Annotated in this window: 25 protein-coding genes and 4 tRNA genes; 19 read left to right on the top strand and 10 right to left on the bottom strand. The window is 57.3% G+C overall.

Features of this window, described 5'->3' with window-relative positions:
• Window positions 1-19: 19 nt before the first annotated feature.
• Window positions 20-685 carry a ribonuclease T gene (gene rnt, locus H7850_RS03865; RefSeq protein ID WP_227368060.1) on the top strand — a complete coding sequence of 222 codons (666 nt, stop codon included), beginning with the start codon at window positions 20-22 and terminating at the stop codon, window positions 683-685.
• A gap of 102 nt (window positions 686-787) precedes the next feature.
• On the opposite strand, the gene H7850_RS03860 is transcribed toward rnt, so the two are convergent.
• Complete coding sequence (locus H7850_RS03860) at window positions 788-1,141, bottom strand: Grx4 family monothiol glutaredoxin (protein ID WP_227368059.1); 354 nt, start codon at window positions 1,139-1,141, stop codon at window positions 788-790.
• 268 nt (window positions 1,142-1,409) lie between these two features.
• Between H7850_RS03860 and argF the strand changes: the two genes are divergently transcribed.
• Together argF and H7850_RS03850 are read left to right on the top strand one after the other, a co-directional pair.
• On the top strand, window positions 1,410-2,327 hold the full coding sequence (argF, locus tag H7850_RS03855) for an ornithine carbamoyltransferase (protein WP_227368058.1): 918 nt from the start codon (window positions 1,410-1,412) through the stop codon (window positions 2,325-2,327).
• 5 nt (window positions 2,328-2,332) lie between these two features.
• Window positions 2,333-3,391: an ABC transporter ATP-binding protein gene (locus tag H7850_RS03850; RefSeq protein ID WP_227368057.1), complete on the top strand. Its 1,059-nt coding sequence runs from the start codon at window positions 2,333-2,335 to the stop codon at window positions 3,389-3,391.
• A gap of 114 nt (window positions 3,392-3,505) precedes the next feature.
• On the opposite strand, the gene H7850_RS03845 is transcribed toward H7850_RS03850, so the two are convergent.
• Window positions 3,506-3,581 (bottom strand) — tRNA-Ala (locus H7850_RS03845).
• Window positions 3,582-3,828: 247 nt separating this feature from the next.
• Here H7850_RS03845 and uvrY point away from each other — a divergent pair.
• From uvrY to nadB, 8 genes are all read left to right on the top strand, one after another.
• Entirely contained in the window at window positions 3,829-4,476 is a 648-nt protein-coding gene (gene uvrY / locus H7850_RS03840) for a UvrY/SirA/GacA family response regulator transcription factor (RefSeq protein WP_227368056.1), read from the top strand.
• A gap of 86 nt (window positions 4,477-4,562) precedes the next feature.
• Window positions 4,563-6,377: an excinuclease ABC subunit UvrC gene (gene uvrC, locus H7850_RS03835; RefSeq protein WP_227368055.1), complete on the top strand. Its 1,815-nt coding sequence runs from the start codon at window positions 4,563-4,565 to the stop codon at window positions 6,375-6,377.
• 61 nt (window positions 6,378-6,438) lie between these two features.
• Entirely contained in the window at window positions 6,439-6,987 is a 549-nt protein-coding gene (pgsA, locus tag H7850_RS03830) for a CDP-diacylglycerol--glycerol-3-phosphate 3-phosphatidyltransferase (RefSeq protein WP_227368054.1), read from the top strand.
• Window positions 6,988-7,050: 63 nt separating this feature from the next.
• Window positions 7,051-7,125, top strand: a tRNA-Gly gene (locus H7850_RS03825).
• A 187-nt stretch (window positions 7,126-7,312) separates the two neighbouring features.
• Window positions 7,313-7,386 (top strand) — tRNA-Cys (locus H7850_RS03820).
• A gap of 34 nt (window positions 7,387-7,420) precedes the next feature.
• Window positions 7,421-7,509 (top strand) — tRNA-Leu (locus tag H7850_RS03815).
• A gap of 119 nt (window positions 7,510-7,628) precedes the next feature.
• Window positions 7,629-8,804 (top strand): FUSC family protein, encoded by a 1,176-nt coding sequence (locus H7850_RS03810; RefSeq protein WP_227368053.1) that lies wholly within the window; start codon window positions 7,629-7,631, stop codon window positions 8,802-8,804.
• Window positions 8,794-10,431, top strand: coding sequence for an L-aspartate oxidase (gene nadB / locus H7850_RS03805; protein ID WP_227368052.1), 1,638 nt, complete (start codon window positions 8,794-8,796; stop codon window positions 10,429-10,431). The genes H7850_RS03810 and nadB overlap by 11 nt, the downstream gene beginning before the upstream one ends.
• Here the strand turns inward: nadB and H7850_RS03800 are convergent.
• The gene (locus H7850_RS03800; RefSeq protein WP_227368051.1) at window positions 10,402-10,803 is read right to left on the bottom strand and encodes a protein YgfX; all 402 of its coding nucleotides are present in this window, start codon (window positions 10,801-10,803) and stop codon (window positions 10,402-10,404) included. The genes nadB and H7850_RS03800 overlap by 30 nt on opposite strands.
• The gene (locus H7850_RS03795; protein WP_264477239.1) at window positions 10,763-10,990 is read right to left on the bottom strand and encodes a succinate dehydrogenase assembly factor 2; all 228 of its coding nucleotides are present in this window, start codon (window positions 10,988-10,990) and stop codon (window positions 10,763-10,765) included. The genes H7850_RS03800 and H7850_RS03795 overlap by 41 nt, the downstream gene beginning before the upstream one ends.
• 254 nt (window positions 10,991-11,244) lie before the next feature.
• On the opposite strand from H7850_RS03795, the gene H7850_RS03790 reads away from it, so the two are divergent.
• The 3 genes from H7850_RS03790 to lapB are packed head-to-tail and all read left to right on the top strand — an operon-like array spanning window position 11,245 to window position 13,068.
• Window positions 11,245-11,541, top strand: coding sequence for an integration host factor subunit beta (locus H7850_RS03790; RefSeq protein ID WP_227368049.1), 297 nt, complete (start codon window positions 11,245-11,247; stop codon window positions 11,539-11,541).
• 36 nt (window positions 11,542-11,577) lie between these two features.
• A complete protein-coding gene (locus H7850_RS03785) occupies window positions 11,578-11,883 on the top strand; it encodes a LapA family protein (protein ID WP_227368048.1) in 306 nt (101 codons plus the stop codon).
• Window positions 11,884-13,068 carry a lipopolysaccharide assembly protein LapB gene (gene lapB / locus H7850_RS03780; RefSeq protein ID WP_227368047.1) on the top strand — a complete coding sequence of 395 codons (1,185 nt, stop codon included), beginning with the start codon at window positions 11,884-11,886 and terminating at the stop codon, window positions 13,066-13,068. It begins immediately after the preceding gene.
• Here the strand turns inward: lapB and pyrF are convergent.
• Window positions 13,046-13,762 (bottom strand): orotidine-5'-phosphate decarboxylase, encoded by a 717-nt coding sequence (gene pyrF, locus H7850_RS03775; RefSeq protein ID WP_227368046.1) that lies wholly within the window; start codon window positions 13,760-13,762, stop codon window positions 13,046-13,048. The genes lapB and pyrF overlap by 23 nt on opposite strands.
• 215 nt (window positions 13,763-13,977) lie before the next feature.
• Between pyrF and H7850_RS03770 the strand changes: the two genes are divergently transcribed.
• Window positions 13,978-14,244 carry a ComEA family DNA-binding protein gene (locus H7850_RS03770; RefSeq protein WP_227368045.1) on the top strand — a complete coding sequence of 89 codons (267 nt, stop codon included), beginning with the start codon at window positions 13,978-13,980 and terminating at the stop codon, window positions 14,242-14,244.
• A gap of 79 nt (window positions 14,245-14,323) precedes the next feature.
• On the opposite strand, the gene H7850_RS03765 is transcribed toward H7850_RS03770, so the two are convergent.
• On the bottom strand, window positions 14,324-15,085 hold the full coding sequence (locus tag H7850_RS03765) for an SDR family oxidoreductase (RefSeq protein ID WP_227368044.1): 762 nt from the start codon (window positions 15,083-15,085) through the stop codon (window positions 14,324-14,326).
• A gap of 173 nt (window positions 15,086-15,258) precedes the next feature.
• Here H7850_RS03765 and H7850_RS03760 point away from each other — a divergent pair, with 173 nt between their 5' ends.
• The 4 genes from H7850_RS03760 to H7850_RS03745 all read left to right on the top strand — a co-directional run bounded on the left by H7850_RS03760 (window position 15,259) and on the right by H7850_RS03745 (window position 18,847).
• Window positions 15,259-15,774: an FxsA family protein gene (locus tag H7850_RS03760; protein ID WP_227368043.1), complete on the top strand. Its 516-nt coding sequence runs from the start codon at window positions 15,259-15,261 to the stop codon at window positions 15,772-15,774.
• Window positions 15,775-15,957: 183 nt separating this feature from the next.
• Window positions 15,958-16,251 carry a co-chaperone GroES gene (locus H7850_RS03755; protein ID WP_048308681.1) on the top strand — a complete coding sequence of 98 codons (294 nt, stop codon included), beginning with the start codon at window positions 15,958-15,960 and terminating at the stop codon, window positions 16,249-16,251.
• 71 nt (window positions 16,252-16,322) lie between these two features.
• Window positions 16,323-17,963: a chaperonin GroEL gene (gene groL / locus H7850_RS03750; RefSeq protein WP_227368042.1), complete on the top strand. Its 1,641-nt coding sequence runs from the start codon at window positions 16,323-16,325 to the stop codon at window positions 17,961-17,963.
• Between the two features lie 158 nt (window positions 17,964-18,121).
• Complete coding sequence (locus H7850_RS03745) at window positions 18,122-18,847, top strand: RNA methyltransferase (protein WP_227368041.1); 726 nt, start codon at window positions 18,122-18,124, stop codon at window positions 18,845-18,847.
• Window positions 18,848-18,945: 98 nt separating this feature from the next.
• Here the strand turns inward: H7850_RS03745 and rpsA are convergent, their stop codons facing one another.
• The 4 genes from rpsA to pheA form a co-directional block, all read right to left on the bottom strand.
• Window positions 18,946-20,622: a 30S ribosomal protein S1 gene (rpsA, locus tag H7850_RS03740; RefSeq protein ID WP_227368040.1), complete on the bottom strand. Its 1,677-nt coding sequence runs from the start codon at window positions 20,620-20,622 to the stop codon at window positions 18,946-18,948.
• Between the two features lie 191 nt (window positions 20,623-20,813).
• Window positions 20,814-21,506, bottom strand: a complete 693-nt coding sequence (gene cmk, locus H7850_RS03735) for a (d)CMP kinase (protein WP_227368039.1) — start codon at window positions 21,504-21,506, stop codon at window positions 20,814-20,816.
• Window positions 21,503-23,767 (bottom strand): bifunctional prephenate dehydrogenase/3-phosphoshikimate 1-carboxyvinyltransferase, encoded by a 2,265-nt coding sequence (locus tag H7850_RS03730; protein WP_227368038.1) that lies wholly within the window; start codon window positions 23,765-23,767, stop codon window positions 21,503-21,505. Before H7850_RS03730 ends, cmk begins: the two co-directional genes overlap by 4 nt.
• A gap of 1 nt (window position 23,768) precedes the next feature.
• Entirely contained in the window at window positions 23,769-24,860 is a 1,092-nt protein-coding gene (gene pheA / locus H7850_RS03725) for a prephenate dehydratase (RefSeq protein ID WP_227368037.1), read from the bottom strand.
• Between the last annotated feature and the right edge of the window lie 4 nt (window positions 24,861-24,864).

Here is a 24,864-nt window from a genome sequence, read left to right as displayed (position 1 = left end):
ACTGGCAAGGGAGCGATGCATGACCGAGGCGAATGGCCAACCCATGATGGCTCAGCGCTTTCGTAGCTTTCTACCCGTGGTGATGGACATTGAAACCGGAGGCTTCAATGCCGAGCGGGATGCCATTCTGGAAATTGCGGCGGTCACGCTGACCATGGACTTCGAGGGCAATCTACTACCTGATGCCACTTTTTCTTTTCATGTAGAGCCTTTCGAGGGAGCCAATATCGACCAGGCGGCACTCGATTTTACCGGCATCGATCTCGCCAATCCGCTGCGCAAGCGTGTGAGTCTGTCGGAATCCGCAGCGCTTGGTGAAATCTTTCGTCCGGTGCGCAAGGCCATCAAGTCCAATAAGTGCACTCGGGCCATTCTGGTGGGTCATAACGCGGCCTTCGATCATGGCTTTCTCAATGCAGCCATTGCTCGCTGCGGCGTCAAACGCAACCCGTTTCACCCTTTTTCGAGCTTCGATACCGCTACCCTCTCGGGATTGGTCTACGGTCAGACGGTACTCGCCCGGGCTTGTCGCGCTGCGGGCATCGAGTTCGACAATTCCGAGGCGCATTCGGCACGCTACGATACCGAACGTACCGCTGAGCTATTCTGCTCCATCGTCAACCGCTTCAAGGATCTGGGGGGCTGGAGCCTGACGCAGCGCGAGCAGGGGCTGGACGAGCGCTGAGTCGCAGGCTCTCATTGACGCCAACGCAAAGGCCCCCGGATCGACTCCGAGGGCCTTTGGCATCAAACAGTAACTACCTATATCGCAACTATTCCATATGCGTCAGGCATCGCCTGCCTTTTCTTCGTCTGCACCAGCCTTGGCTGCCGCCTCCTTGATCATTGGCTCCAGCTCACCGTTCTGATACATCTCGACGACGATATCGCAGCCGCCCACCAGCTCGCCATTGAGCCACAGCTGTGGAAAAGTCGGCCAATTGGCATATTTGGGCAGTTCGGCACGAATATCGGGGTTGTCCAGTATATTGACGAAGGCAAAGCGCTCGCCGCATGCCATCAGCGCCTGTACCGTTTGCGCGGAAAAACCGCACTGCGGTAGCTGAGGCGTGCCCTTCATGTAGATGAGAATCGGGTTTTCGCTGACCTGTTGCTTGATGTTGTCGAGAGTGGTGCTCATGTCAGGATTCCTGTACGGGGCGCGGTCGGATAACCGTCGCCGCGTAATAAGTGAATGAAAGCGTGATCACTATTCTACTGGTGCACGCGCCCGAAAACAGCCCCGGCAAGAGAACGTTTCCAGTCATGCGTTGCGCTGGCTACCAGCTGTGGCTAGGATGATGGATTTTCCGCACAACCCGATATTCGTTTAACACACGGTAGCCATGGCTGCCGTGACGCGATGCTTTTTCGTTCGCGGCTTTCGTTCACCGCCCCAGGAGCTTGCCATGGCGACACGCCATTTTCTGACCCTGCTGGATCTCAGCTCGGAAGAGCTTGACTATTTGATCGCTCGAGCCATTCGGATCAAGAGCGAACTCAAAGCTCATGGGCCCGACTATACGCCTTTTGCCAACCGTACCCTGGCAATGATCTTCGAGAAATCCTCGACTCGTACGCGGGTCTCCTTCGAGACAGCCATGGCGCAGTTTGGCGGTCATGCGCTATTTCTTTCTCCCCGGGATACCCAGCTTGGCCGCGGCGAACCGATCGGTGATACCGCGCGAGTATTGTCGGAGATGGTCGATGCAGTGATGATCCGCACGTTCTCCCATGCCGATCTAGAGGCCTTTGCCGAAGCGAGCTCCGTGCCAGTCATCAATGCGTTGAGTGATGATTATCACCCCTGCCAGCTGCTGGCGGACATGATGACCTGGGTCGAATGTCGCGGCGCGATCCAAGGCAAGACGGCGGTATGGATCGGCGACGGCAACAACATGTGCCATTCCTGGATCAATGCCGCGCGCCAGTTCGACTTCACGTTGCGCGTCTGCTGCCCCGAGGGCTATGATCCCGACCCAGCGATTGTCACCGCCGCCGGCGACCGGGTCAGCATCCTGCGCGACCCTCGGCAGGCAGCGGAGGACGCGGATCTCGTCACCACTGATGTATGGGCTTCCATGGGCCAGGAGCAGGAACAGAGCGCTCGCGAACGTGCTTTCAAAGGCTTCCAGGTGACGGAGGCGATGCTCGATACGGCGGCTTCCGATGTGCTCTTTTTGCACTGCCTGCCGGCCCATCGCGGCGAGGAGATCAGCACCACCCTGCTGGACGACCCGCGCGCCGTAGTCTGGCAAGAAGCCGGTAACCGCCTGCATGCACAAAAGGCACTACTGGAATTTCTGCTTCTCGGACACATCGATTAATCGCCATGGGCCAACCGCTACTACAGGTCGACGAATTGGAGTGCCGCTACGGGTCTACCGTAGTGACATCTCACGTCAATTTCTCTCTCAATAGAGGCGACCTTTGTTGTCTGCTGGGCCCATCCGGCTGCGGCAAGACCACGCTACTGCGCGCCATTGCCGGTTTCGAACCTGTAGCGGAGGGCAGTATCACCCTCGAAGGCATGACACTCTCTGATTCAACCACGCTCGTCGCACCGGAAAAACGCCAGGTGGGCATGGTATTTCAGGATTATGCGCTATTTCCGCATCTCTCGATCCTCGACAATGTGGCGTTTGGCTTACGCAAGCTGCCCCGCGATCAGCGTCGACAGCGGGTCGAAGAACTGCTCGAGTTAGTGGGCCTGACGCGTCTTGCCAAGCGCTATCCCCATGCGCTTTCCGGCGGTCAGCAGCAGCGCGTGGCCTTGGCACGTGCTTTGGCCCCGCAGCCGCGCCTGCTATTGCTGGACGAACCGTTCTCCAATCTGGATGTAGAGCTGCGCCGCCAGCTTAGCCAGGAGGTTCGAAACATCCTCAAAAAGCTCGGCATCAGCGCTATCATGGTCACCCATGATCAACAGGAAGCCTTTGCCCTGGCGGATCAGGTCGGCGTACTGCACGGCGGCTATCTGCAACAGTGGGATACGCCCTACAATCTTTACCACGAACCAGCGACCCGGTTCGTCGCCAATTTCATCGGGCAGGGCTTTTTCATACCGGGCACCATGAAAGATCATGAGACGGTAAATACCGAAATTGGCGATATTACTGGCAACCGGGCCTACCCTTTCGAAAAGAATGCACCGGTCGATGTCCTGTTGAGACCCGACGACATCGTACTCGACAAGGATAGCGAACTCATGGCGAAGGTGGAGCAGCGCATCTTTACCGGGGCCAATTCGCTTTATCGATTACGCCTGCCTTCTCGGCAAGTGGTCGAGGCCTCTTTCAACAGCCATCATGACTACGCCCCAGGCGAACACATTCCGGTACGCATCCAGGCGGATCATCTGATCCTGTTCGAACGCCAGAACGGAGCGTGAATGCCGGCTGGCTTTAACATCCGGGTTTCTACAAGGGCGGGGAACGCTTGGGCGCGATGCGGCATGAAAAAGCCGCCTGAACGAATACTCAGGCGGCTAGATCGGGAATTATGTTGGTGGAGCCTAGCGGGATCGAACCGCTGACCTCAACACTGCCAGTGTTGCGCTCTCCCAGCTGAGCTAAGGCCCCAGACGACGCCACGAAACGATCGTCGGATGTTCCCCGTACTTTTGTCTATCCAGATCCAAAATAGATCTGAATCAATACAAAAGTGGAACGGCGCGTATACTATGTGCCAACCACCTCGACGTCAATATCTTTTGTGTTGCTACCGATGATTATCAAGAGTGGAATCAACGTTTCGTGAATATTACACTCATTGATTCCTTCGCGGCAGTGCCGATACCAAACGAAATCTTTCTTGTCAGGAGCGGACTTGATCAAGGTTATAGTTGCGGATGATCATCATCTGGTGCGTACCAGCATTGCCCATATGCTCAGCCAGGAAGACGGCATCCAGGTCGTTGGAGAGGCCGCCACAGGTGAAGAAGCGCTTAGCCTGGCGCGAACGTTACGGCCCGATATCGTCCTGATGGACATTCGCATGCCCGGTATCGGCGGGTTGGAGGCTACCCGCAAGATCGCTCGCGGCATGTCCGATATCAAGGTGGTGATCCTGACCGCCTACCTGGAAGAGACCTTCGCTCAGCGACTGCTTGAAGCGGGTGCCAGCGGCTTCATCAGCAAAGGCACTGCAATGGATGAAGTCGTGCGTGCGATTCGCGCCATTCAGCTCGGTCAGCGCTATATCAGCCCCGAGATCGCCCAGCGCCTGGTATTGGCCAAGATGGATACCCAGGACAATCCTTTCGATCAGCTTTCGAGCCGGGAAATGCAGGTCGCGATGATGATCATCAACTGCCACAAGGTGAACGATATTTCGGATCGGCTTTTCCTGAGCCCCAAGACGGTCAATACCTATCGCTATCGTATTTTCGACAAGCTTGGGCTGCAAACCGATGTGGAGCTTACCCATCTTGGCCTGCGTCATGGACTAGTGGAAGGATTCACCGAAGCGCATTGAATTCACGCCATAAGGGGGGCCAGCGCTCCTAAACCAGGAGCGATCTGGTATCGTGACACTATCAACTCAGCAATATCGATGGTGGCATGAGTTTCGACGCCAAACACTTTCTCAAGACCGTCAGTGAATCGCCGGGTGTCTATCGCATGCTCGATAGCGACGGCAATGTGCTTTACGTGGGCAAGGCGAAGCGTCTCAAGGCGCGTCTTGCGAGTTATTTTCGTGGCGCCCTCAACACCAAGACCCAGGCCCTGGTCGCACGTATCCGCGATGTGCAAGTCACCATTACCCGTAGCGAGACCGAGGCGTTACTGCTCGAACAGACCCTGATCAAGGAGCTGCGCCCGCCTTACAACATCCTGTTGCGGGATGACAAATCCTACCCTTATGTCTTTGTCAGCGACCGCCACCCCTACCCGGCCCTCGAGTTCAAGCGCGTACGCCACAAACGCAATGACGGACAGTATCTTGGCCCTTACCCCAGCTCCAGCGCGGTGCGGGAGAGCCTGGCGCTGATGCAGAAGATCTTTCGTATTCGCAATTGCGAGGATACGGTGTTTGCTCATCGCAATCGGCCTTGCCTGCAGTATCAAATCAATCGTTGCAGCGCGCCTTGTGTGGGCTATATCGACAAGCAGGAGTATCAACGCGACCTCGAGCACGCGGTGATGTGCCTGGAAGGCAAGAGCGAGCAGGTGACCGGACAGTTGATGACGGCCATGGAAACGGCCAGCCGCAACCTGGAGTTCGAAGAAGCAGCGCGCCTGCGGGATCAGGTACAGCAGTTGCGTCGGCTTCAGGAACGCCAGATCGTCGATACCGGCTCCGGCGATGCGGATATCTTTGCGCTGGTGGAGCGGCCGGGTGGCTTTGGCATCAGCGTATTGACGGTACGCCAGGGGCGCATGCTGGGTGCGCGTCATCACAGTCCCGAGAACGGCCTCGATCTTCCCGCTTCAGAGCTACTAGGCGAGTTCGTCAGTCAATTCTATCTCGGCCAAAGACGCGAACTGCCTCAGGAAGTCATCACGAGCCACCCTCTTCCCGACAGCGAGATACTCCAGGGGGCGTTCAGTGAGCAAGCCGGCAAGCATGTGCGCTTGACACACCAGGTACGCGGTCATCGCGCTCAGTGGCTGCAGCTGGCCCGCACCAACGCCGAGCAGTCACTGGCGACCCAGCTTGCCAATCGCACTCAGCTGTCGAAGCGCTTCGAGGCTTTGCGCGATGCACTGAGCATGGAAACGACACCGACACGGCTGGAATGTTTCGATATCAGCCATAGCCACGGCGAAGCCACGGTCGCTTCCTGCGTGGTGTTCGATCAGGACGGCCCGGTAAAGTCCGATTATCGACGCTTCAATATCGAGGGCGTTGCCGCCGGCGACGATTACGCCGCCATGCGTCAGGCGCTTACACGCCGCTTCAAGCGTCTTCAGCAAGGCGAAGGCAAATGTCCGGATATTCTGCTGGTGGATGGCGGCAAGGGTCAGCTCAACATGGCAAGGGACGTTTTCGAAGCGCTGGGTATCAGTCATATTCGGCTGGTGGGCGTCGCCAAGGGCACGACCCGCAAACCTGGCCTGGAGACGCTGTTTCTCGAAACCGTCGACAACAGCTTGAACCTCGAGGGCAGCTCGGCGGCGCTGCACCTGGTACAGCATATCCGCGATGAGGCCCACCGTTTCGCCATCACCGGCCATCGGCAACGCCGGGACAAGACGCGTCGCACCTCCACACTGCAGGATATTCCTGGGGTCGGCCCTAAGCGACGTCGCGAACTGCTACGATTCTTCGGGGGGCTACAGGGCGTTCGTCATGCCAGCCGCGAGGAACTTGCCCGGGTGCCGGGTATCAGCGCCAGCCTCGCCACTTCCATCCATCAGGCGCTGCATGGATGATTGGCGCAAAGACGCATAGAATGGTGGCTCTCGATCACTGGCATGGACCCATGTTATTTAGATGAACATACCCAACATCCTTACACTGGCTCGCATCGTATTCATTCCGTTGCTGGTGATCCTGTTCTATGCCCCTTATGCCTGGAGCCTGAAGCTCACCGCATTGCTGTTCGGCCTGGCCGCCCTCACAGACTGGCTGGACGGCTATCTGGCACGCCGCTGGAACCAGAGCACGCCGTTTGGCGCCTTCCTCGATCCGGTGGCGGACAAGGTCATGGTGGCGGTAGCGCTGGCGCTGTTGATCGAACGCTTCGATTCACTTTGGCTGACCCTGCCAGCCCTAGTCATCATCGGCCGGGAAATCGTGATTTCCGCATTGCGGGAATGGATGGCGGAAATGGGTAAGCGCGGTCATGTTGCCGTGTCCTGGGTCGGCAAGGTCAAGACAACCTTACAGATGGTTGCCCTACTACTGTTGCTTGGCTGGGCACCAACGACTCAAATCGCGACGATTGGGATCATTACGCTCTATGCCGCAGCAGTCTTGACGCTATGGTCGATGCTGCAATATCTTCGCGCCGCCTGGCCTGAGCTGTCTCGCTCGATGTAGCCGGCAGAGGCGATAAGCGTTTGACAGAGGCGCCCTTATCTGTAGAATGCCTCATCGAGTCGAGCGGGAATAGCTCAGTGGTAGAGCATCGCCTTGCCAAGGCGAGGGTCGCGAGTTCGAATCTCGTTTCCCGCTCCATGTTTGGCAGCAAAAACGGTGAAAGTCGCAAGCTGGAACGCCAGCCCGATTGGCTCTCGTTTCCCACGCCAAACGCTCACTTCAACGATAAAGCAGACAATCAATAGCGCCCGATTGACGAGCTAGCATGACGAAATACTAGCTTATTGATTTTCTATTTTGCTTTAACGTTTGAATCGCGCTCAGAGGCTGGATGGCAGAGTGGTTATGCAGCGGACTGCAACTCCGTGTACGCCGGTTCGATTCCGACTCCAGCCTCCATATTATCCTTGGCTGTGCGCCCTTCCCGATCCCCGCCCGGATGGCGAAATTGGTAGACGCAAGGGACTTAAAATCCCTCGGAGGTTATACTCCGTGCCGGTTCGAGCCCGGCTCCGGGCACCAGTCGTGAATACGTTATCTCGTCCGTTCTTCCGCATGATGACGCTATGCGCGCTCTGTGATATCCCAGGCCGCTCCCTTGTTTCGTGAACTGCAACCTACCTGCTGAAGAGTTATCGTCGATGTCATTGCTGCGTCTTCGCGATCCTTATTTCAGCTACCGCTACCGCCACTATCTACATGTACTGCGTACTAGCCTGGCACTAGCGGCCACCTTCATCCTCATCTCGACACTGCAAATTCCACACGGCAGCTGGGCGCTGATCAGCACCCTGGCGGTGGTTGGCAATCTGCCCAATGTCGGCAGCGTGTTGGACAAGGGCGGGCAACGACTGCTGGGTACGATTCTGGGTATCATCTGGGGCATCATGTTGATGCTGATTCCCGATCCGCCGGCTGGGGTAGTGCCCCTATGGACATTGATCAGCATCGCCTTGGCGACCTACGCAACCTTCGCCACCCGCTATGGCTACAGTGCCTTGATATTCGGCATCTCCGTACTGCTGGTAGTCGGCAGCGGCAATCACGACCTGGACATAGCCCTGTGGCGGGCCTTCAATGTGCTGCTGGGAACGCTGATCGGGATCCTTGTCACCGTGCTGGTCATGCCGCAGAAGGCAACGGACGTGCTGCGCTTTTTACTCGCCGACAATCTCGACAAGCTGGCGCGCCTCTACCATGCCCATACCAGCGCCGCCGCCGAGAACGACATCGCCATCGATACCCAAGAGCTTCTCAAGACCGTCACTGCCCAGCTGGTCGAACAGAGAAAACTCGTGGATGCCATTCACAGCGAGCGACGCTTGCGCCGCAACGAGCTCGATAGCTTGTTATCTTTGCAGAGGCGCATGCTTTCCACTATCGAACTGATACTGCAGACACGCTGGGTGACGCGCATTGGCTACGAACGCATCGCTGCCATGAATGGCTTGCGTGAAGCGCAGCACCGTCTCGCACGTGTATTGGGTACACTGGCATTTCAGGTGCGCACCGGTCAGCCCATCGAAGTGCAGGTAAAACGCTTGGATCTGGATCAGTATGCCAACCAAGCCACTTTGGCGCGGGATGAAAATGGGCAGATGCTGTTCGGACCAAGCGGTTATTTATGGCTTAATCGTGAACTGACCAGACTGACCCGGGAACTGAGCCTGCGCTTGGGCCGCTTGAGGCACTTGCCCAGCAAGCGTCTTAGACGACGTGCAAGTCAGCACACGCTGGTCAGCGATTCCCAGCGCTTACGCACCGAACCCGGCAAATCCTCTTCTTCAGATACGAGAACCCGGCACAATGACTCATAGCGAACACGACGTTCTGATCATCGGCGGTGGCGTTGCCGGTCTGACTCTGGCTCTCGAACTGGCCGGGCATCGCTGCGTGACGCTGTTACGGCCGGCACAGGACGACTTTGGCGCAAGCCGCTGGGCGCAAGGGGGGATCGCCGCAGTACTGGCGCCCACGGATAACATCGAAGCTCACGTTCAGGATACGCTGGTTGCCGGGGATGGCCTGTGCGACGAAACCGCGGTTCGCTTTACCGTCGAGCATGGCCGGGAGGCGATCGACTGGCTCATCGCGCTCGGTGTGCCCTTCACGCCGGATACGACGATGAACGCCGTCTATCCCTACCATCTCACTCGGGAAGGCGGACATGGCGCCCGGCGCATCATCCACGCAGCGGATGCCACTGGGAAGGCGCTGATAGACACCCTGCTCGAGCATGCCTACCGTCACCCGGATATTCATCTAATCGAGGCGTGGCAGGCCATAGAGTTGCTCGAGGATGCCCAGGGCCGTTGCCGAGGCGCACTCTGCCTTGATACGGACAATCGGCTTCAGCTCGCGGCAGCCCGGGACACCGTACTGGCCACCGGCGGCGCCAGTGGCCTTTATCAACATACCACCAGCCCTGCTCCCGCCTGCGGCGAGGGCATGGCAATGGCGGCGGCGCTAGGCGCCACGCTGATGAATCTGGAGTTTCAGCAGTTTCATCCCACCTGCCTGTACGATCCACAGGGCAGCCCTTTTCTGATCAGCGAAGCGGTGCGTGGCGAAGGAGGGCTACTACGGAATATTCATGGCGTACGCTTCATGCCGGACTACGATGAGCGCGCCGAACTCGCACCGCGAGACATTGTCGCTCGGGCCATTCATGCCGAGATGCTAGGCCATGAATCATCTCATGTGCTGCTCGATATCACCCACCTCGAAGCGGCGCGGATACGCGAGCACTTTCCTACCATCCACGCCCACTGCCTGCATCGTGGGCTCGACATCACTCGCGACCCTATTCCCGTCGTTCCTGCGGCACACTACAGCTGCGGAGGCATCGCTACCGATCTGCAAGGCGCCAGCGATGTGGAGCACTTGTATGCCATCGGCGAAGTGGCCTGTACGGGCTTGCATGGCGCCAATCGCATGGCCAGTAACTCGCTGCTGGAGTGCCTGGTATTCGCCCGTTCCGCGGCAGTAAAATTGCGCGAAAGCACGTCCGGCCAACATGGCGAGCCAATTACACCTGCTGCGTACTCGACTTCTAGTGCGCACTCGGCGCCCTCTGACGAGAGCATCAATCAGGTATTCACTGCCATGCGCAAGATAATGAGTCAGTCCGCCGGCATCGTGCGTAGCATCGAGGGGCTCACTGCCGGCGAGGAAGCGCTGAAACGACTGGAGGAGGAGTACGCGGGACTTTATCAGAAACAGTATCAGGAACGATGCCAGGAAAGACCGCGAGAACAGGCGCTCACTCTGGCCCATACTCGACTGAAGCACGCACTCGGCTTGGCCGGCATTCTGCTGAGAGTCGCCCGTGAGCGGCGCGAATCACGCGGACTGCATTATAACCGCGACTATCCGCATCATAGCGCCTCAGCACCCACAGCTTCGAAGGCAACGCTAGCTTCCCGAAGGAGCCCACAGCAATAGCCGTCGCAGAGACCGGCGCGCTGACTGACTTGCACTATCCGGCCATAACCAATGGCGCTGCTTGCCGATGCGCAAACCGACCAGCCAAGGCCCCAGGTAGTCACAGTGCAGCGCTATGTTCTGCCAATCACCAGTAGAAGCCCCACGAGCCTGCCAGCCACCGCCCGTACCGGGCACCCAGCGCAGCTGCCAGCGAGCACGCCGGTTTCTTTCACGCCAAAGAGTCGAACCAAGAATGAAAGCCGCCATCAGGACCAGCCAGGGCGGGCCGTAAGCCGCTACGAGAATGCATACTGCCATGGCCAGCAGCAGCGAAGCCCACCAGCATAGCCTAGAGGGCGCGATATTGATCGTTGCCGGTTGTTTCAGCATATTCGATGATCATTTTGACAATCCGGCGAAACGCGTCTTCCTGTGGCCACTCGCGGCGCATCAGCCAGGTAAAGAGATCCTGGTCTTCCTGCTCGATCAATTCCTGGTAGGCTTTTTTATCTGCATCATCGAGTTCACTGTAGCGATGCTTCAGGAAAGGAATAAGCAGAAGATCGAGCTCCCACATACCGCGGCGCGAGTGCCAATACAGCCGTTTAAGGACAACATCTTCGCTCACAATCCGACCTCGCGAGTTGGTATTTGGGTGAAAGCAGTATAACCGAGCCCGGTCACGAATTCAGGAATCTACCGCCAAAGAAAGAAACACTCTTTTATCCTATTGCTAGTGCGTTGTTTTTTCACGATTTGGGCAGTATGCTCATTGGAACAACAAGACCTGTCAGCCTGCCGGCTACAGAGTACGCCGCACGGAGATATCCGATGACCAAATCCGAGTTGATCGAACAAATCGCCATGCGCCAGCCAGAGCTGTCACTCAAGGAAGTCGAAGCTGCGGTGCGCATCATTCTTGACGATATTACCGACTCCCTGGCGAGTGGAGGGCGCGTGGAGATACGCGGCTTTGGTAGTTTTTCTCTGCATTTCCGCGAGCCGCGCCTTGGCCGCAACCCTAAGACGGGAGAAGCCGTCGATCTGGAAGGTAAATTCGTGCCACACTTCAAACCAGGCAAGGAACTGCGTGAACAGGTCAACGCCAGCCGAGCCTTGGGATATTGATACCCAATTGTTATCTAAATTCAAAAGGACACCGCTATGCGTTGGCTTAAAGGGCTGTTGCTAGCCATCATTCTTCTACTGGTGCTGCTGCTAGGCATTCTTTTTGCCGTCAACAATCAGGAAGCGATTCCACTCAATCTGATCTGGATGGAACTGCCTCCCGCCTCGCTGTCATTATGGCTCTTGGTGACATTGGCCATTGGCGTTCTGCTGGGCATGCTGGCCATGAGCGGCGTCTACTTACGCTTGCGCGCCCTATTGACCCGTGCTCAACGTCACAATCAGCAGCAACGCAAGGAACTCGATCGGCTACGCATCCAGGAGTTCAAGGAAAGTCCATAAATGCTTGATTTCTTGCTGCTGGCGTTGCTTGTGGTGGCAATTGCCATCGGCTGGTGGCTGGGTCGCCTACAGCGCGTGCCGCTAGTGCGTAATTCGCAGCAGCAGAACATGCTACCCCGTGATTACTTCACCGGGCTCAATTACCTACTCAACGAGCAACCCGATCGAGCGATCGAGACCTTCATCCAGGCATTGGAAGTCAACAGCGATACTGTCGATACACATATTGCGCTAGGGGCGCTTTTCCGTAGTCGCGGTGAAGCCGATCGTGCCGTTAGAATTCATCAGAATCTACTGGCACGTCCTGCTTTGAACGCAATGCAAAGCGATCAAGTCCAGCTGGAACTGTCCCGTGACTTTCTGCAACTTGGTGTGCTCGATCGTGCCGAACGTCTTCTTCAGCAGTTGATTCGCGACACTCAGGATAATGACATACGTCGCTCTGCAAAACGTTTACTGGTAGATCTTTTCGAACGCGAGCGAGAATGGCAGCAAGCACTGGACGTCGCCTCTCCACAGCTAATGCGCCAGGAAGAAGACATGCGGCGGGCGGCTGCCCATTGGCTCTGCGAATTAGCGCAGCAACATCTTGAGTCGGCCAGCCCCTCTCTGGCACGCAAGCATCTACGTCAGGCACTGACCACGGATCCTGCCTGCGTCCGTGCCAACTGGCTGCTTGCCAACATCGAGCGAGAGGCTGGAAATTACAAGGCTGAAATTCGTGTTTTGAGGCGCATCCCCGAGCAGAGTCAAGGATTCACTCCTATCGTCCTAAAGCCCTTGCGCGATGCCTATCTAAAACTCGAGGACGAAGAGGGCCTGGAACAGAGTTTGCGTCTATTGAACGAGCCCATGCCTCATATCAGCGCCGTGATCATGATTGCGCAATCGATGATACGTCGTGGAGATCACGCTGGGGCAACCGCGTTTGCCGTCGAGCAAGTCAATGCCAACCCCAGTCTACGCGGTATCGATTACCTGATGGATCTTTATCTACTTGATCGGAGTGTTCCTCAACACGAGAACATTGCGCTCTTGCAACAACATATCAGCAAGCGGTTGGATGCCCTGCCCCGCTTTCGATGCCAGCGTTGCGGCTTTTCGGGCATGCAGCTGCACTGGCACTGTCCTCGCTGCCGAAGCTGGGGCTCAGTCAAACCGATCAACGATCTGGAGAGCGAGTAACGAGCGTCTTCTCGATATCCGCCAGCGCGACCATGGGGTCTTCAGCCTGGGTGATAGGGCGACCAATGACCAGATGCGTACTGCCGGCACTCAGCGCCTCATCCGGTGTAAACGTACGACGCTGATCGTCGCTCTGGCTGGATGCGAGACGTATCCCCGGGGTCACCTTAAGAAACGCCTCGCCACAGGTTTGGCGCAAGTGTGACGTTTCCTGGGGCGAGCATACGACACCTGCCAGGCCACAGGATTGAGCCAAAGCTGCCAATCTGTCGACCTGCTCGAAGGGCTCGACCGCTAATCCGATATCCATCATATCGCTGCGCTCCATGCTCGTAAGCACCGTTACCGCAATGAGATGAGTCGTCAGATTATTGGTTTCCAATCGCTCACGAGCTGCCTCCATCATTCGCCGCCCACCACTGGCATGCACATTGACCATCCATACCCCCTGTTCTGCTGCCGCCTGAACGGCACCGGCAACGGTCGTGGGAATATCGTGGAACTTAAGGTCAAGGAATACTTCGAAGCCACGTCCGTGCAGTGCCTCCACCACGTTCGGGCCAGCACGGGTAAATAGCTCCTTACCTACCTTGACACGACAACGTACGGGGTCGAGCTGATCCGCCAGGCACAAGGCCGCATCCATGGAGGGGTAATCCAGCGCGATTATTATGGGAGAGGCGGGAAGAGACATGGCGGCTCCACAAACAAGGTTTGCACCAGTATATCAGCGTACTGCTCCAATCGAGCAGCGAAGGTGGGCAATGACGTTGCTCACATGAGTAGATATCGTCATCCATCCGGGCTGTTTTCTTACAAAATTTTACGTTTCTTGCCATGTTTGTAAATTTATTGTTACTATATGGTTGCTATTTCGTACAAACAGCCCAGCCATAAAAAGGAACAAAGATGAAAACACTTTTGAAGGCAGTCTTGTTGAGCCTATCTCTTGGCGTCGCTTCTTTGGCGTTGGCGCAAGAAGCCCAAAATATCAACATCAACAGTGCCGATGCGGAAGTACTGGTTCAGCTTCCCGGGATTGGCAAGGCAAAAGCGCAGGCAATCATCGAAGATCGCGAAGCCAGCGGCCCGTTCACTAGCGCAGAGGATTTGAGCCGAGTCAATGGTATCGGTGATGCGACCGTAGAGTCACTCCGGGACCAAGTTACTTATTAAATAGCGCTACGTCGTGCAGCGAGAAATGCCCAGGCACTTCTCGCTGCACTTGAATGGCTAACGAGCAAGTTCTTGACGTTCAGATACGCAACGCACCATCGCACTCTAATACACGACCACTGTAATAATCGTTCTCAAAAATATAGCGTACGCTATCCGCGATATTTTCCGGCAGACCCAGACGACCAAGGGGCACCCCTTTGGTTATTTTTTCCAGAATCTCAGGGCGCATCGAAGCAGTCATTTCCGTTTCGATGAAACCGGGCGCCACCGCCCCTACGCGTATTCCGTAACGCGCCAGCTCTTTGGCCCAGGTCACGGTCAGCGCCGCAACACCCGCCTTGGCAGCAGCGTAGTTGCTTTGGCCCATGTTCCCGGCCCGGGAAATACTTGAAATATTGACGATGACACCCTGAGTGTCGGTTTCGATCATCTGTCTGGCAGCTTCACGACCACATAGGAACACGCCGGTCAGATTGACATCGATCACCCCTTGCCACCGCTCCAATGACATCGTCGAAACGATTTCTCCATCCTTGGCCTTGACGAGCAGCCCATCTCGAGTGATGCCCGCATTGCTGACCAGCCCAGCCACTGGCCCGAGCTTTTTGTGGATATCGGCAAACACGTCAACCACGGAGGACTCCTCGGCCACGTTCGCGACAAACGCCTCGGCTTGGACATGAGAATCCGCCAGCGTACTGATCGCTTGATCGAGCCGCGCGGCATCCATGTCGATCAACGCAATACGTGCGCCACGCTCCCCGAGCATTCTTGCCATGGCTAACCCCAATCCCTGGGCACCACCGGTAATTGCAATCACCTTATCGTCAATGTGCATTTTGTCTTCCACCCTAGAATATTTGTGCACTGCAGCATAAAGCAAAGAACACTTCTTTTCTACCCTGGACATCGGCTGTGGAACGCTGAAAAACCCCTTCTACTGACCTTTCAAGACTTGCATTATCCCCCGCCGCCTCCATCCTTGAAGAAGTACCGTGACCTGGAGCCGCTATGCCGATTCTTCTCGCTTTCACGCTCTTCGCCCTGCTCGACTTCGTGATCCTGTTTTCCGTAGGCGCGAAGATTGGGTTATTGGCCACCCTTGCGCTGATCCTTGCCACCGGATTCATTGGCTTGTATCTGGTGCGACGAGAGGGTGTCGCCACTTTTCAACGTGCCCAACAGCGCTTGGCGCAGGGAGAAATCCCTTCGGATGAGCTAATGACCGGTGCAGCCTTGATCTTTGGTGGCGCTCTACTCATGGCACCCGGCTTTCTCTCCGATGCCCTGGGCTTTCTATGCTTACTACCCACTTCCCGACGCGCACTTGGCAAGTTGCTCTCACGCCTCCCTTTTCAAATCCAGGGGTATAGCATGAGCAGTCGCTATCAACGTGGCGCGGATGGCTGGGAGTCACCTTCCAACAAGCATGCCGAATCCTTCGAAGATCAACGTGCTGATAAAGACCACGAAAATGTTTCGACACTAGAGGGCGACTTCATTTCCAAAGACGAGCCGCGCCGCTGATTTTTTTCATCAGCGCCCCTTGAAAGGCATCTTGCCGACCCCATCAAGGGGACAGTATTGAAATATGGCTTTCAGCGACATACTGAATGGCCAACGATAATGGAAGGCCAGGCTTTCCATCTCGTAAGCTTTGCTTTCGAGTTTTGCATTTTGAGTCATGAAACCATTAGGAGAACGTGAGCAATGAATATCCGTCCCTTGCACGATCGCGTCGTTGTACGTCGCGTCGAAGAAGAGCAAAAAACCGCTGGCGGCATCGTGCTTCCGGGCAACGCCCAGGAAAAACCGACTCGGGGTGAAATTCTCGCTGTCGGCAATGGCCGGATCCTCGATAATGGCGAAGTACGCCCTCTGGATGTAAAAGTCGGCGATACCGTCATCTTCAAGGAAGGTTTTGGCGTCGAGAAGCAGAAAATCGATGGTGAAGAAGTGCTGATCATGAGCGAAACCGACATCCTCGCGGTTGTGGAAGGCTGATCAGCAGCAGGCGCCGCAATACTTATTACTCCGAACTTCTTTACAAGCACTGACTTCAGGAAGCAACCACAATGGCAGCAAAACAGATCAAGTTTTCAGATGATGCGCGCAAGCGTATGGCTCGTGGCGTCAACGTTCTCGCTGATGCCGTAAAAGCGACGCTAGGCCCCAAGGGGCGCAATGTCGTACTCGAAAAATCCTTTGGTGCGCCAACCGTTACCAAGGATGGCGTCTCCGTCGCCAAGGAGATCGAACTCAAGGACAGGTTCGAGAACATGGGCGCGCAGATGGTCAAGGAAGTTGCCTCCAAGACCTCCGATGTAGCCGGCGACGGCACCACCACCGCAACTGTGCTGGCGCAATCCATTGTCAACGAAGGCCTCAAGGGCGTCACCGCTGGCATGAACCCGATGGACCTCAAGCGCGGGATCGATCAGGCAATCATTGCCGCGGTCAAGGAGATCGAGCAGCTGGCGGTCCCCTGCACCGATTCAAAGGCCATCGCTCAGGTAGGTACAATCTCTGCCAACGGCGATGCGCGTATCGGCCAGATCATCGCCGAAGCGATGGAAAAAGTTGGTAAGGAAGGCGTCATTACCGTCGATGAAGGACGTGGCTTCGAGGACGAGCTGGAAGTGGTCGAAGGCATGCAGTTCGATCGCGGCTATCTGTCGCCCTACTTCGTGACCAACCAGGACACTATGGCGGTCGAGCTGGAAGACCCGCTCCTGCTGCTGGTGGACAAGAAGGTCTCCAACATTCGCGAACTGTTGCCGGTACTCGAAAGCGTCGCCAAGGCTGGCAAGCCGCTGGTGATCATCTCCGAGGACATCGAAGGCGAAGCGCTGGCGACTCTGGTCGTCAACAACATGCGCGGCATCGTCAAGGTCGCAGCTGCCAAGGCGCCTGGTTTCGGTGACCGTCGCAAGGCCATGCTGCAGGATATCGCTGTACTCACCGGTGGTACCGTGATTTCAGAAGAAGTCGGGCTTACCCTCGAGCAGGCGAATCTGGATCACCTGGGCAATGCCAAGCGCATTACCATGTCCAAGGAAAACACCACCATCATCGATGGCGCCGGTGCTGAAAACGATATCGAAGCACGCGTTAGCCAGATCCGCGCTCAGATCGAAGATACGTCTTCCGACTACGATCGCGAGAAGCTCCAGGAGCGTGTCGCCAAGCTGGCAGGCGGTGTTGCCGTCATCCGCGTTGGTGCCGCTACCGAAGTGGAAATGAAGGAGAAGAAGGCTCGCGTCGAAGACGCCCTGCACTCCACCCGCGCAGCCGTTGAAGAAGGTGTCGTGCCTGGGGGCGGTACCGCCCTGATCCGTATCCTGACCCGGATCAAGGATCTCAAGGGCGATAACGAAGACCAGACCCACGGCATTGCCATCGCGTTGCGCGCCATGGAGTCACCGCTACGACAGATCGTGACCAACGCCGGCGAAGAAGCTTCCGTCATCGTCAATCGCATCAAGGATAGCGAAGGCAATCACGGCTACAACGCTCAGACCGGCGAATACGGCGATCTGTTCGAGATGGGTGTTCTCGACCCGGCCAAGGTTACCCGCTCTGCGCTGCAGTCCGCTGGTTCCGTGGCAGGCCTGATGATCACCACCGAAGCGATGATCGCCGAGGACCCGGAGGAGAAAGAAGCCGGTGGCGCCCCGGACATGGGCGGCATGGGTGGTATGGGCGGCATGATGTAAGCCCAAGCCGGACCCTCTCAGGCGACTGAATCTAGCCTGACCAACGAACCCCGCTGACATGTTCAGCGGGGTTTTTCTTTTCATGGCGCAAGCCAACCTGCAGGTGCCCAACGGCTCGCGTACACTGGCATTTTCCACCATGCCGACCCGTGAAGCCGATGCTTTCCAACATTCGAATCATTCTCGTCCAGACCTTCCATCCGGGCAATATTGGTGCCAGCGCTCGGGCCATGAAAACCATGGGCCTGTCCCGACTGACACTGGTCAATCCGCGCTGTTTTCCTGATGATGAAGCCACGCGACTCGCCGCCGGTGCCGAGGACATCATTACCAATGCTACCGTCACGACTACCTTGGCCGAGGCGGTTGCCGACTGCGTTCAGGTGATCGGCGCCAGTGCTCGCCTGCGAAACTTGCCGTTACCCCATTTCGATGAACCCGACCGAATGGCTGAAGATGCCATTGCAGTTGCCCAGAAAGAACCAGTAGCCTTGGTATTCGGGCGCGAGCGCTCCGGTTTAACCAATGACGAAATCCACCACTGCACGCACCAGGTCAGCATTCCCGCCAATCCTGACTACGGCGTACTGAACATCTCTCAGGCAGTACAGGTGCTTTGCTATGAGTTATTACGCGCACAGCAGCGCCTGGAATCTCATAGCCAGCTGGCACCAAGCCGCAAGCCCCCATTGCCCAATCAGGAACAATTGGCGCATTTTCACGATCATCTGCAGCGCGTCATGAAGGATATCGGCTTTCTCACCCAGCCTCATGCGCGTACCGAAGAACACTTGCATGCCCTCTTCGCCCGTGCACAGCCAAGCCGCAAGGAGCTTTCCATTCTGCGCGGTTTGTTGAGCGCCATCGAAAAGCGTAGCGAATAAGCCAAAAAAACGCGGCCTCTGAAGAGGCCGCGTTAGTTTTCATTAGATTTTCGCCATTTCTACGCTTTATATAGAGCGTAGAAATTTGAGGCAAAAGATCAGTCCTGACCCATCTGCTGCTTGATCAGATCGCCGATGGTGGTCGGACCACCGCTTTCGGCTTCCTGTTCGCGCAGTTTACCCATGTTGCGACGGGTATCAGTCTGGTCTTTGGCCTTGATCGAGAGCGTGATGCCGCGATTCTTGCGATCTACGCCAAGGATACGAGCCTCGACACTGTCGCCTTCGCTCAGCACGTTGCGCGCATCTTCGACGCGATCGGCACTGATCTCGGATGCCTTGAGCACTGCCACTACGTCGGTCGCCAGCTCGACATGCGCTTCCTTGGCATCGACCTCGACGACACGACCGGTGACGATGGCACCCTTGTCGTTGACCGCCAGGAACTCGGAGACCGGATCGCTTTCGAGCTGCTTGATGCCCAGAGAGATACGCTCGCGCTCAGGATCGATGGACAGAATGACAGCCTCGGCCTCATCGCCCTTCTTGAACTGACGCACGGCTTCCTCACCGGTTTCCGACCAGGAGATATCGGACAGGTGAACCAGACCGTCGATACCGCCTTCCAGACCGATGAAGATACCGAAATCGGTGATCGACTTGATGGTGCCGGAGACACGATCGCCCTTGTTGTAACGACCGCTGAAGTCTTCCCAGGGATTGGTGGTGCACTGCTTGATACCCAGAGAGATGCGGCGACGCTCCTCGTCGATATCCAGCACCATGACTTCGACTTCGTCTCCCACCTGAACGACCTTGGAGGGATGGATGTTCTTGTTGGTCCAGTCCATTTCGGAGACGTGAACCAGACCCTCTACACCCTCTTCCAACTCGGCGAAACAGCCGTAATCGGTCAGATTCGTGACGTGGGCATTGACCTTCATGCCTTCCGGATAGCGATCCTTGATGTTGACCCAGGGATCTTCGCCCAGCTGCTTCAAGCCAAGGGATACGCGATTGCGCTCGCGGTCGAACTTGAGCACCTTGACGTTGATTTCATCGCCAACCCCGACGATCTCGCTCGGATGCTTGATGCGCTTCCAGGCCATATCGGTGATGTGCAACAGGCCATCGACGCCGCCCAGATCGACAAAGGCGCCGTAATCGGTCAGATTTTTGACGATACCGTTGATCTGCTGACCTTCCTGCAGGGTTGCCAGCAGCGCTTCACGCTCGGCGCTGTTTTCAGCTTCAAGCACGGCGCGACGCGAAACCACCACGTTGTTGCGCTTAGGATCGAGCTTGATGACTTTGAAATCCAGTTCCTTGTTTTCCAGGTGCGCGGTATCGCGTACCGGGCGCACATCTACCAGGGAACCCGGCAGGAAAGCGCGGATGGAGGCGACATCGACGGTAAAACCACCCTTTACCTTGCCGTTGATCACACCCTTGACGATTTCGTCTTTCTCGAAAGCCGCTTCGAGTTCCTTCCAGGCTTCGGCACGCTTGGCCTTTTCACGGGACAGACGCGTTTCACCGAAACCATCTTCAACGGCTTCAAGTGCAACCTTAACTTCGTCACCGATGCCAATGGTCAGCTCGCCATTGTCGTCCTTGAACTGAGAAGCCGGAATCTGGCCCTCGGATTTCAGGCCAGCATTGACAGTGATCCAGTCGTTCTCGATATCCACCACGGTGGCCATGACGATGGCACCGGGCTCCATATTGATATCCTGGAGAGATTGTTCAAACAGTTCAGCAAAGCTTTCGCTCATGAGCATCCTACGTAATCAACGTTGATGGCGGTTGTCGCCTTCTCCGCGTCACCAGCAAACGCGGGCCTAATCTACATGTTCCCCGAAGATGTTAGCGCTGGTTCGACCCAAATCGGCTTGCCACACGAAATACCGATTTACATCATGACATCGTTACGGGGTCCGGAAGTGTCGTTTGCTTGACGAAGCATTCAAATTGAGGGCTTGAGGCCTGATTCGGCCAGTAGCCTCTGAATACGATCCACCACGTCCGGTATCGACAACTCGGTGGTATCCAACTCAACGGCATCGCTTGCCGCCTTGAGGGGGGCTACCGCACGCTGCATGTCACGTGCATCCCGAGCCTGTATCTCGTTTAAAAGACTCGATAGACTAGCATTCACGCCGCTTTCCTGCAACTGGTAGAACCGGCGCCGAGCCCGCTCCTGAGCCGATGCGGTAAGGAAAATCTTAAGGGTGGCGTGGGGGAAAACCACCGTCCCCATATCCCGTCCATCGGCGACCAGACCCGGGGATTTTTGAAAGCCCCGCTGACGATCCAGCAGAGCGTCGCGCACCCTTTGCAGAACCGCCACACGAGAGGCACGCTCGCCGGTCTCCTCGGTACGAATCGCCCGGCTGACATCCTCCCCTTCGAGAATGACCCGAGCATTGCCATTTTCAGCGAGAAAAGCCACGTCCAGGGTTTCGGCAAGCTCTGCCAGACCTGCCTCGTCATCAAGCGCCACACCATGCTTGCCAGCGGCGTGCGCGGTCAGACGATAAAGCGCCCCGGAATCGAGCAAGTGCCAACCCAGCCGCTCTGCAATCAAACGGCTGACCGTCCCTTTTCCGGCGCCGCCCGGGCCATCGATGGCCAGCACCGGCTCTTGTGCATTTGTCACGCTTGCTCCTCCAGGTTAAGCCCTACACGACGTGCCAGCTCGACGAAGCCGGGAAACGAGGTGGCCACATTGGCGCAGTCATCAATGACGATGTCATCGCTAGCCCGCAGGCTGGCTATGGCAAACGACATGGCAATGCGATGATCGCCCAGGCTATCGACATGACCACCCCCATAGCTGGGCTCGTCGGCTCCCCGGTCTTGATCGCGACCTGAAATATCGATGCCATCCGCATGGAGCGTGGTCTCGACACCCAATGTGCTCAAGCCATCCGCCATGGCCTGAAGCCGATCGGACTCCTTGACCCGCAGTTCCTCGGCACCCCTCAGTCGAGTCGTGCCTGCCGCATTGGCGGCAGCGATGAACAGCGCCGGAAACTCATCGATGGCCAGGGGCACTTGCTCCTCAGGAATGTCGATCCCCGTAAGTGGCCGATAGCGAATGTGAATGTTGGCTACCGGCTCGCCACCCACTTCGTGCTCATCTATCAACTCGAGATCCGCTCCCATGGCCTTGAGAATATTGATCACGCCGATACGCGTCGGATTGATGCCAACGTGCTCAAGCATCAGATCCGCCCCCGGCGTGATCGCAGCGGCGACCAGGAAGAAGGTCGCCGAGGAGATATCCGAGGGTACATCGATAGGGCCGGCGGTTAGACGACCGCCACCTTCGAGCCAGGCAATATCGCCCTCGCGCTGCACTGGGTAACCAAAGCCGTTGAGCATGCGCTCAGTATGGTCTCGGGTCGGGGCCGGCTCACGCACTCGGGTTTCGCCCTCGGCGTAAAGACCGGCCAGCAACAGGCAGGACTTGACCTGAGCGCTGGCCATGGGCATGTCGTAGACGATGCCCTTCAACTGCTGACCGCCTCGAATGGTAAGCGGCGGACGCTGATCGGCGGCGGTCTCGATGACCGCGCCCATTTCTCGCAGCGGATCCGCGACTCGGGCCATGGGTCGCTTGGTCAACGATGCATCGCCTGTCAGCTCGGTATCGAAGGATTGCCCGGCCAGCAGCCCGGCGAACAGGCGCATGGCGGTGCCCGCATTGCCTACATAAAGCGGCCCCGCGGGCTTCTTCAAGCCGTGCATGCCAACGCCATGAATGGTCACACGCCCCTGGTGCGGCCCTTCAATGGCAACCCCCATTTCGCGAAAGGCCTGCAGTGTCGCCAGGCTATCCTCGCCTTCGAGAAATCCCTGCACCTGGGTGACGCCCTCAGCCAGGGCGCCGAGCATGATGGCCCGATGGGAGATCGACTTGTCGCCGGGCACTCGGATCGAGCCGCTGACACTACCGCCCGGACGGGCGCGATAGCGGACATTACGTGGTTCCATTGTCTGGTATCTCGTCTTGTTCAGTAACGTATCGAAATAGTGTCGGGCATGACTAGCCCGATCAAGAGTGGACAGCAGGGCATCCTCATCGCCACTTTCAATGGCTTTTCTCAAGCGTGCGACACCACTCTCGAAGTCATCCAATGCCGTCAACAGGGCATCGCGATTGGCGCTGAAGATATCGCGCCACATGACCGGATCGCTGCCGGCGATGCGGGTAAAATCGCGAAATCCGCCGGCGGCATAGCGAAAAATCTCCAGCCGCTCATCCTGGCGCGCCAGGGTATCGACCAGAGAAAACGCCAGAAGATGCGGCAAGTGACTTGTACGCGCCAGCACCTCATCGTGGCGCTCCACCGTCATTTCCAGCACCTCGGCACCGCAAGCTGCCCATAACGCATGGACACGCCGCAAGGCGTCGGGGTCGGTGTCAGCCTGAGGGGTAAGAATGACCTTGTGCTGCCGATACAGGGAGGCATTGGAGGCGGCCACCCCGCTCTTTTCCGAGCCGGCAATCGGGTGCCCCAGCACCATAGTGGGTGGCAATCTTCCGAACACGCGCTTCGCCGCGGCGCGAATCGCCAGCTTGGTACTGCCGACATCGGTCACCACCTGATCTTCGATCAGCGGCGCCAATGCCTGCAAGACGGACTCCATGGCCAACACCGGCACTGCCAGCAGGATCATCGAGCTGCCCGGCACCAGAGGCCCGAGCTCGGTGCCGCCGGCATCGATCAGCCCCATCTCGAGGCCCCGGGCGATCTCGTTGGCATCCTGGTCGCAGGCGACGATCTCGCCTTGAAACCCCGCGGTCTTGAGGGCGCCTGCCAATGAGCCGCCAATCAGCCCGAGCCCGACGATCAAAAGTCGGGGTTCGAAGACGTCACTGGCACACTGCAAGCCTTGTTGTGGCACTGCCATGCTAGAGCACACCCTGAGGGTAGGATCCCAGTACCTTCACCTCGGCAGCGCGTAGGCGTACTTCTTCCAGCACCGCCGCCACTTCCGGTTGATCACAATGCCCTTTCAAGTCGATGAAGAACACATAGTTCCACACGCCGGATCGCGACGGCCGGGTTTCCAGGCGGGTCAGGTCGATCTGGTGGCGATGAAACGGCTCAAGCAGGTCGTGCAGTGCGCCGGGCTGGTTGCGCATCGCCACCACCAGGGAGGTCTTGTCGTCTCCGGACAAGGCGACATCCTGATTGCCGATGATCAGAAAGCGCGTGGAATTATCCGGACGATCCTCGATCTTCTCCGCGATCCTCTCGAGCTCGTAGAGCTTGCCCGCCATGTCTCCGGCAATGGCGGCACTATGCCACTCGGTCTTGATCAGCCGTGCGGCTTCCGCATTGGACGAGACCGGCACGCGTTCGGCATGGGGATAGTGCGCATCCAGCCACTTGCGACACTGGGCGAAGGACTGCGGGTGGGAGTAGATGCGCGAGATCTTGTCCCGGCGCGTGGTACCGGCCACCAGCAAATGGTGATGAATGCGCAGCACCACCTCGCCACAGATTCGCATCGAGGAGTCCATGAAGGAGTCCAGGGTATGGTTGATCACCCCTTCCGTGGAGTTCTCTACCGGCACCACGCCATAGTGGGCGGCGCCGGCCTCGACCTCGCGAAAAACCTCGTCGATGGCCGCCATGGGTAGACTGTTGGCGCTATCGCCGAAATGCTTGAGGGTGGCCTGCTGAGTGAAAGTGCCTTCGGGCCCTAGATAGGCCACCTTGATCGGCTGTTCCAGCGCCAGACAGGCAGACATGATCTCGCGAAACAGCCGCGCCATTTCCTCGGAATCCAGCGGCCCATTGTTGAGTGCCATGATACGCCTGAGCACCGTGGCTTCCCGCTCAGGGCGATAGAAGGCCGCGCCTGGATCGGAAGCCGTCTTGACCTGGGCAACCTGCTGGGCACAGCTGGCTCGCTCGCTGATCAAGCGTAGAATCTCGCCATCGATTTGATCGATGCGATCACGTAATTCATCGAGGTCGACCGGGGACTCGCTCATACCC

The sequence above is a fragment of the Halomonas sp. M20 genome, assembly GCF_020622265.1.
In the GTDB taxonomy this organism is placed as follows: Bacteria; Pseudomonadota; Gammaproteobacteria; order Pseudomonadales; family Halomonadaceae; genus Modicisalibacter.
This window is presented reverse-complemented; position numbering and strand designations above follow the sequence as displayed.

What these genes read in the sequence shown, in the direction of transcription:
- H7850_RS03755 (WP_048308681.1), top strand. Translation starts at nt 15,958, where the DNA reads ATGAATATCCGTCCCTTGCACGATCGCGTCGTTGTACGTCGCGTCGAA.
- H7850_RS03760 (WP_227368043.1), top strand. Translation starts at nt 15,259, where the DNA reads ATGCCGATTCTTCTCGCTTTCACGCTCTTCGCCCTGCTCGACTTCGTG.
- groL (WP_227368042.1), top strand. Translation starts at nt 16,323, where the DNA reads ATGGCAGCAAAACAGATCAAGTTTTCAGATGATGCGCGCAAGCGTATG.
- H7850_RS03860 (WP_227368059.1), bottom strand. Translation starts at nt 1,141, where the DNA reads ATGAGCACCACTCTCGACAACATCAAGCAACAGGTCAGCGAAAACCCG.
- H7850_RS03790 (WP_227368049.1), top strand. Translation starts at nt 11,245, where the DNA reads ATGACCAAATCCGAGTTGATCGAACAAATCGCCATGCGCCAGCCAGAG.
- argF (WP_227368058.1), top strand. Translation starts at nt 1,410, where the DNA reads ATGGCGACACGCCATTTTCTGACCCTGCTGGATCTCAGCTCGGAAGAG.
- H7850_RS03770 (WP_227368045.1), top strand. Translation starts at nt 13,978, where the DNA reads ATGAAAACACTTTTGAAGGCAGTCTTGTTGAGCCTATCTCTTGGCGTC.
- H7850_RS03810 (WP_227368053.1), top strand. Translation starts at nt 7,629, where the DNA reads ATGTCATTGCTGCGTCTTCGCGATCCTTATTTCAGCTACCGCTACCGC.
- H7850_RS03850 (WP_227368057.1), top strand. Translation starts at nt 2,333, where the DNA reads ATGGGCCAACCGCTACTACAGGTCGACGAATTGGAGTGCCGCTACGGG.
- pgsA (WP_227368054.1), top strand. Translation starts at nt 6,439, where the DNA reads ATGAACATACCCAACATCCTTACACTGGCTCGCATCGTATTCATTCCG.
- pyrF (WP_227368046.1), bottom strand. Translation starts at nt 13,762, where the DNA reads ATGTCTCTTCCCGCCTCTCCCATAATAATCGCGCTGGATTACCCCTCC.
- lapB (WP_227368047.1), top strand. Translation starts at nt 11,884, where the DNA reads ATGCTTGATTTCTTGCTGCTGGCGTTGCTTGTGGTGGCAATTGCCATC.
- rpsA (WP_227368040.1), bottom strand. Translation starts at nt 20,622, where the DNA reads ATGAGCGAAAGCTTTGCTGAACTGTTTGAACAATCTCTCCAGGATATC.
- H7850_RS03785 (WP_227368048.1), top strand. Translation starts at nt 11,578, where the DNA reads ATGCGTTGGCTTAAAGGGCTGTTGCTAGCCATCATTCTTCTACTGGTG.
- uvrC (WP_227368055.1), top strand. Translation starts at nt 4,563, where the DNA reads ATGAGTTTCGACGCCAAACACTTTCTCAAGACCGTCAGTGAATCGCCG.
- nadB (WP_227368052.1), top strand. Translation starts at nt 8,794, where the DNA reads ATGACTCATAGCGAACACGACGTTCTGATCATCGGCGGTGGCGTTGCC.
- H7850_RS03745 (WP_227368041.1), top strand. Translation starts at nt 18,122, where the DNA reads ATGCTTTCCAACATTCGAATCATTCTCGTCCAGACCTTCCATCCGGGC.
- rnt (WP_227368060.1), top strand. Translation starts at nt 20, where the DNA reads ATGACCGAGGCGAATGGCCAACCCATGATGGCTCAGCGCTTTCGTAGC.
- H7850_RS03765 (WP_227368044.1), bottom strand. Translation starts at nt 15,085, where the DNA reads ATGCACATTGACGATAAGGTGATTGCAATTACCGGTGGTGCCCAGGGA.
- H7850_RS03730 (WP_227368038.1), bottom strand. Translation starts at nt 23,767, where the DNA reads ATGGCAGTGCCACAACAAGGCTTGCAGTGTGCCAGTGACGTCTTCGAA.
- pheA (WP_227368037.1), bottom strand. Translation starts at nt 24,860, where the DNA reads ATGAGCGAGTCCCCGGTCGACCTCGATGAATTACGTGATCGCATCGAT.
- H7850_RS03800 (WP_227368051.1), bottom strand. Translation starts at nt 10,803, where the DNA reads ATGCTGAAACAACCGGCAACGATCAATATCGCGCCCTCTAGGCTATGC.
- H7850_RS03795 (WP_264477239.1), bottom strand. Translation starts at nt 10,990, where the DNA reads ATGTGGGAGCTCGATCTTCTGCTTATTCCTTTCCTGAAGCATCGCTAC.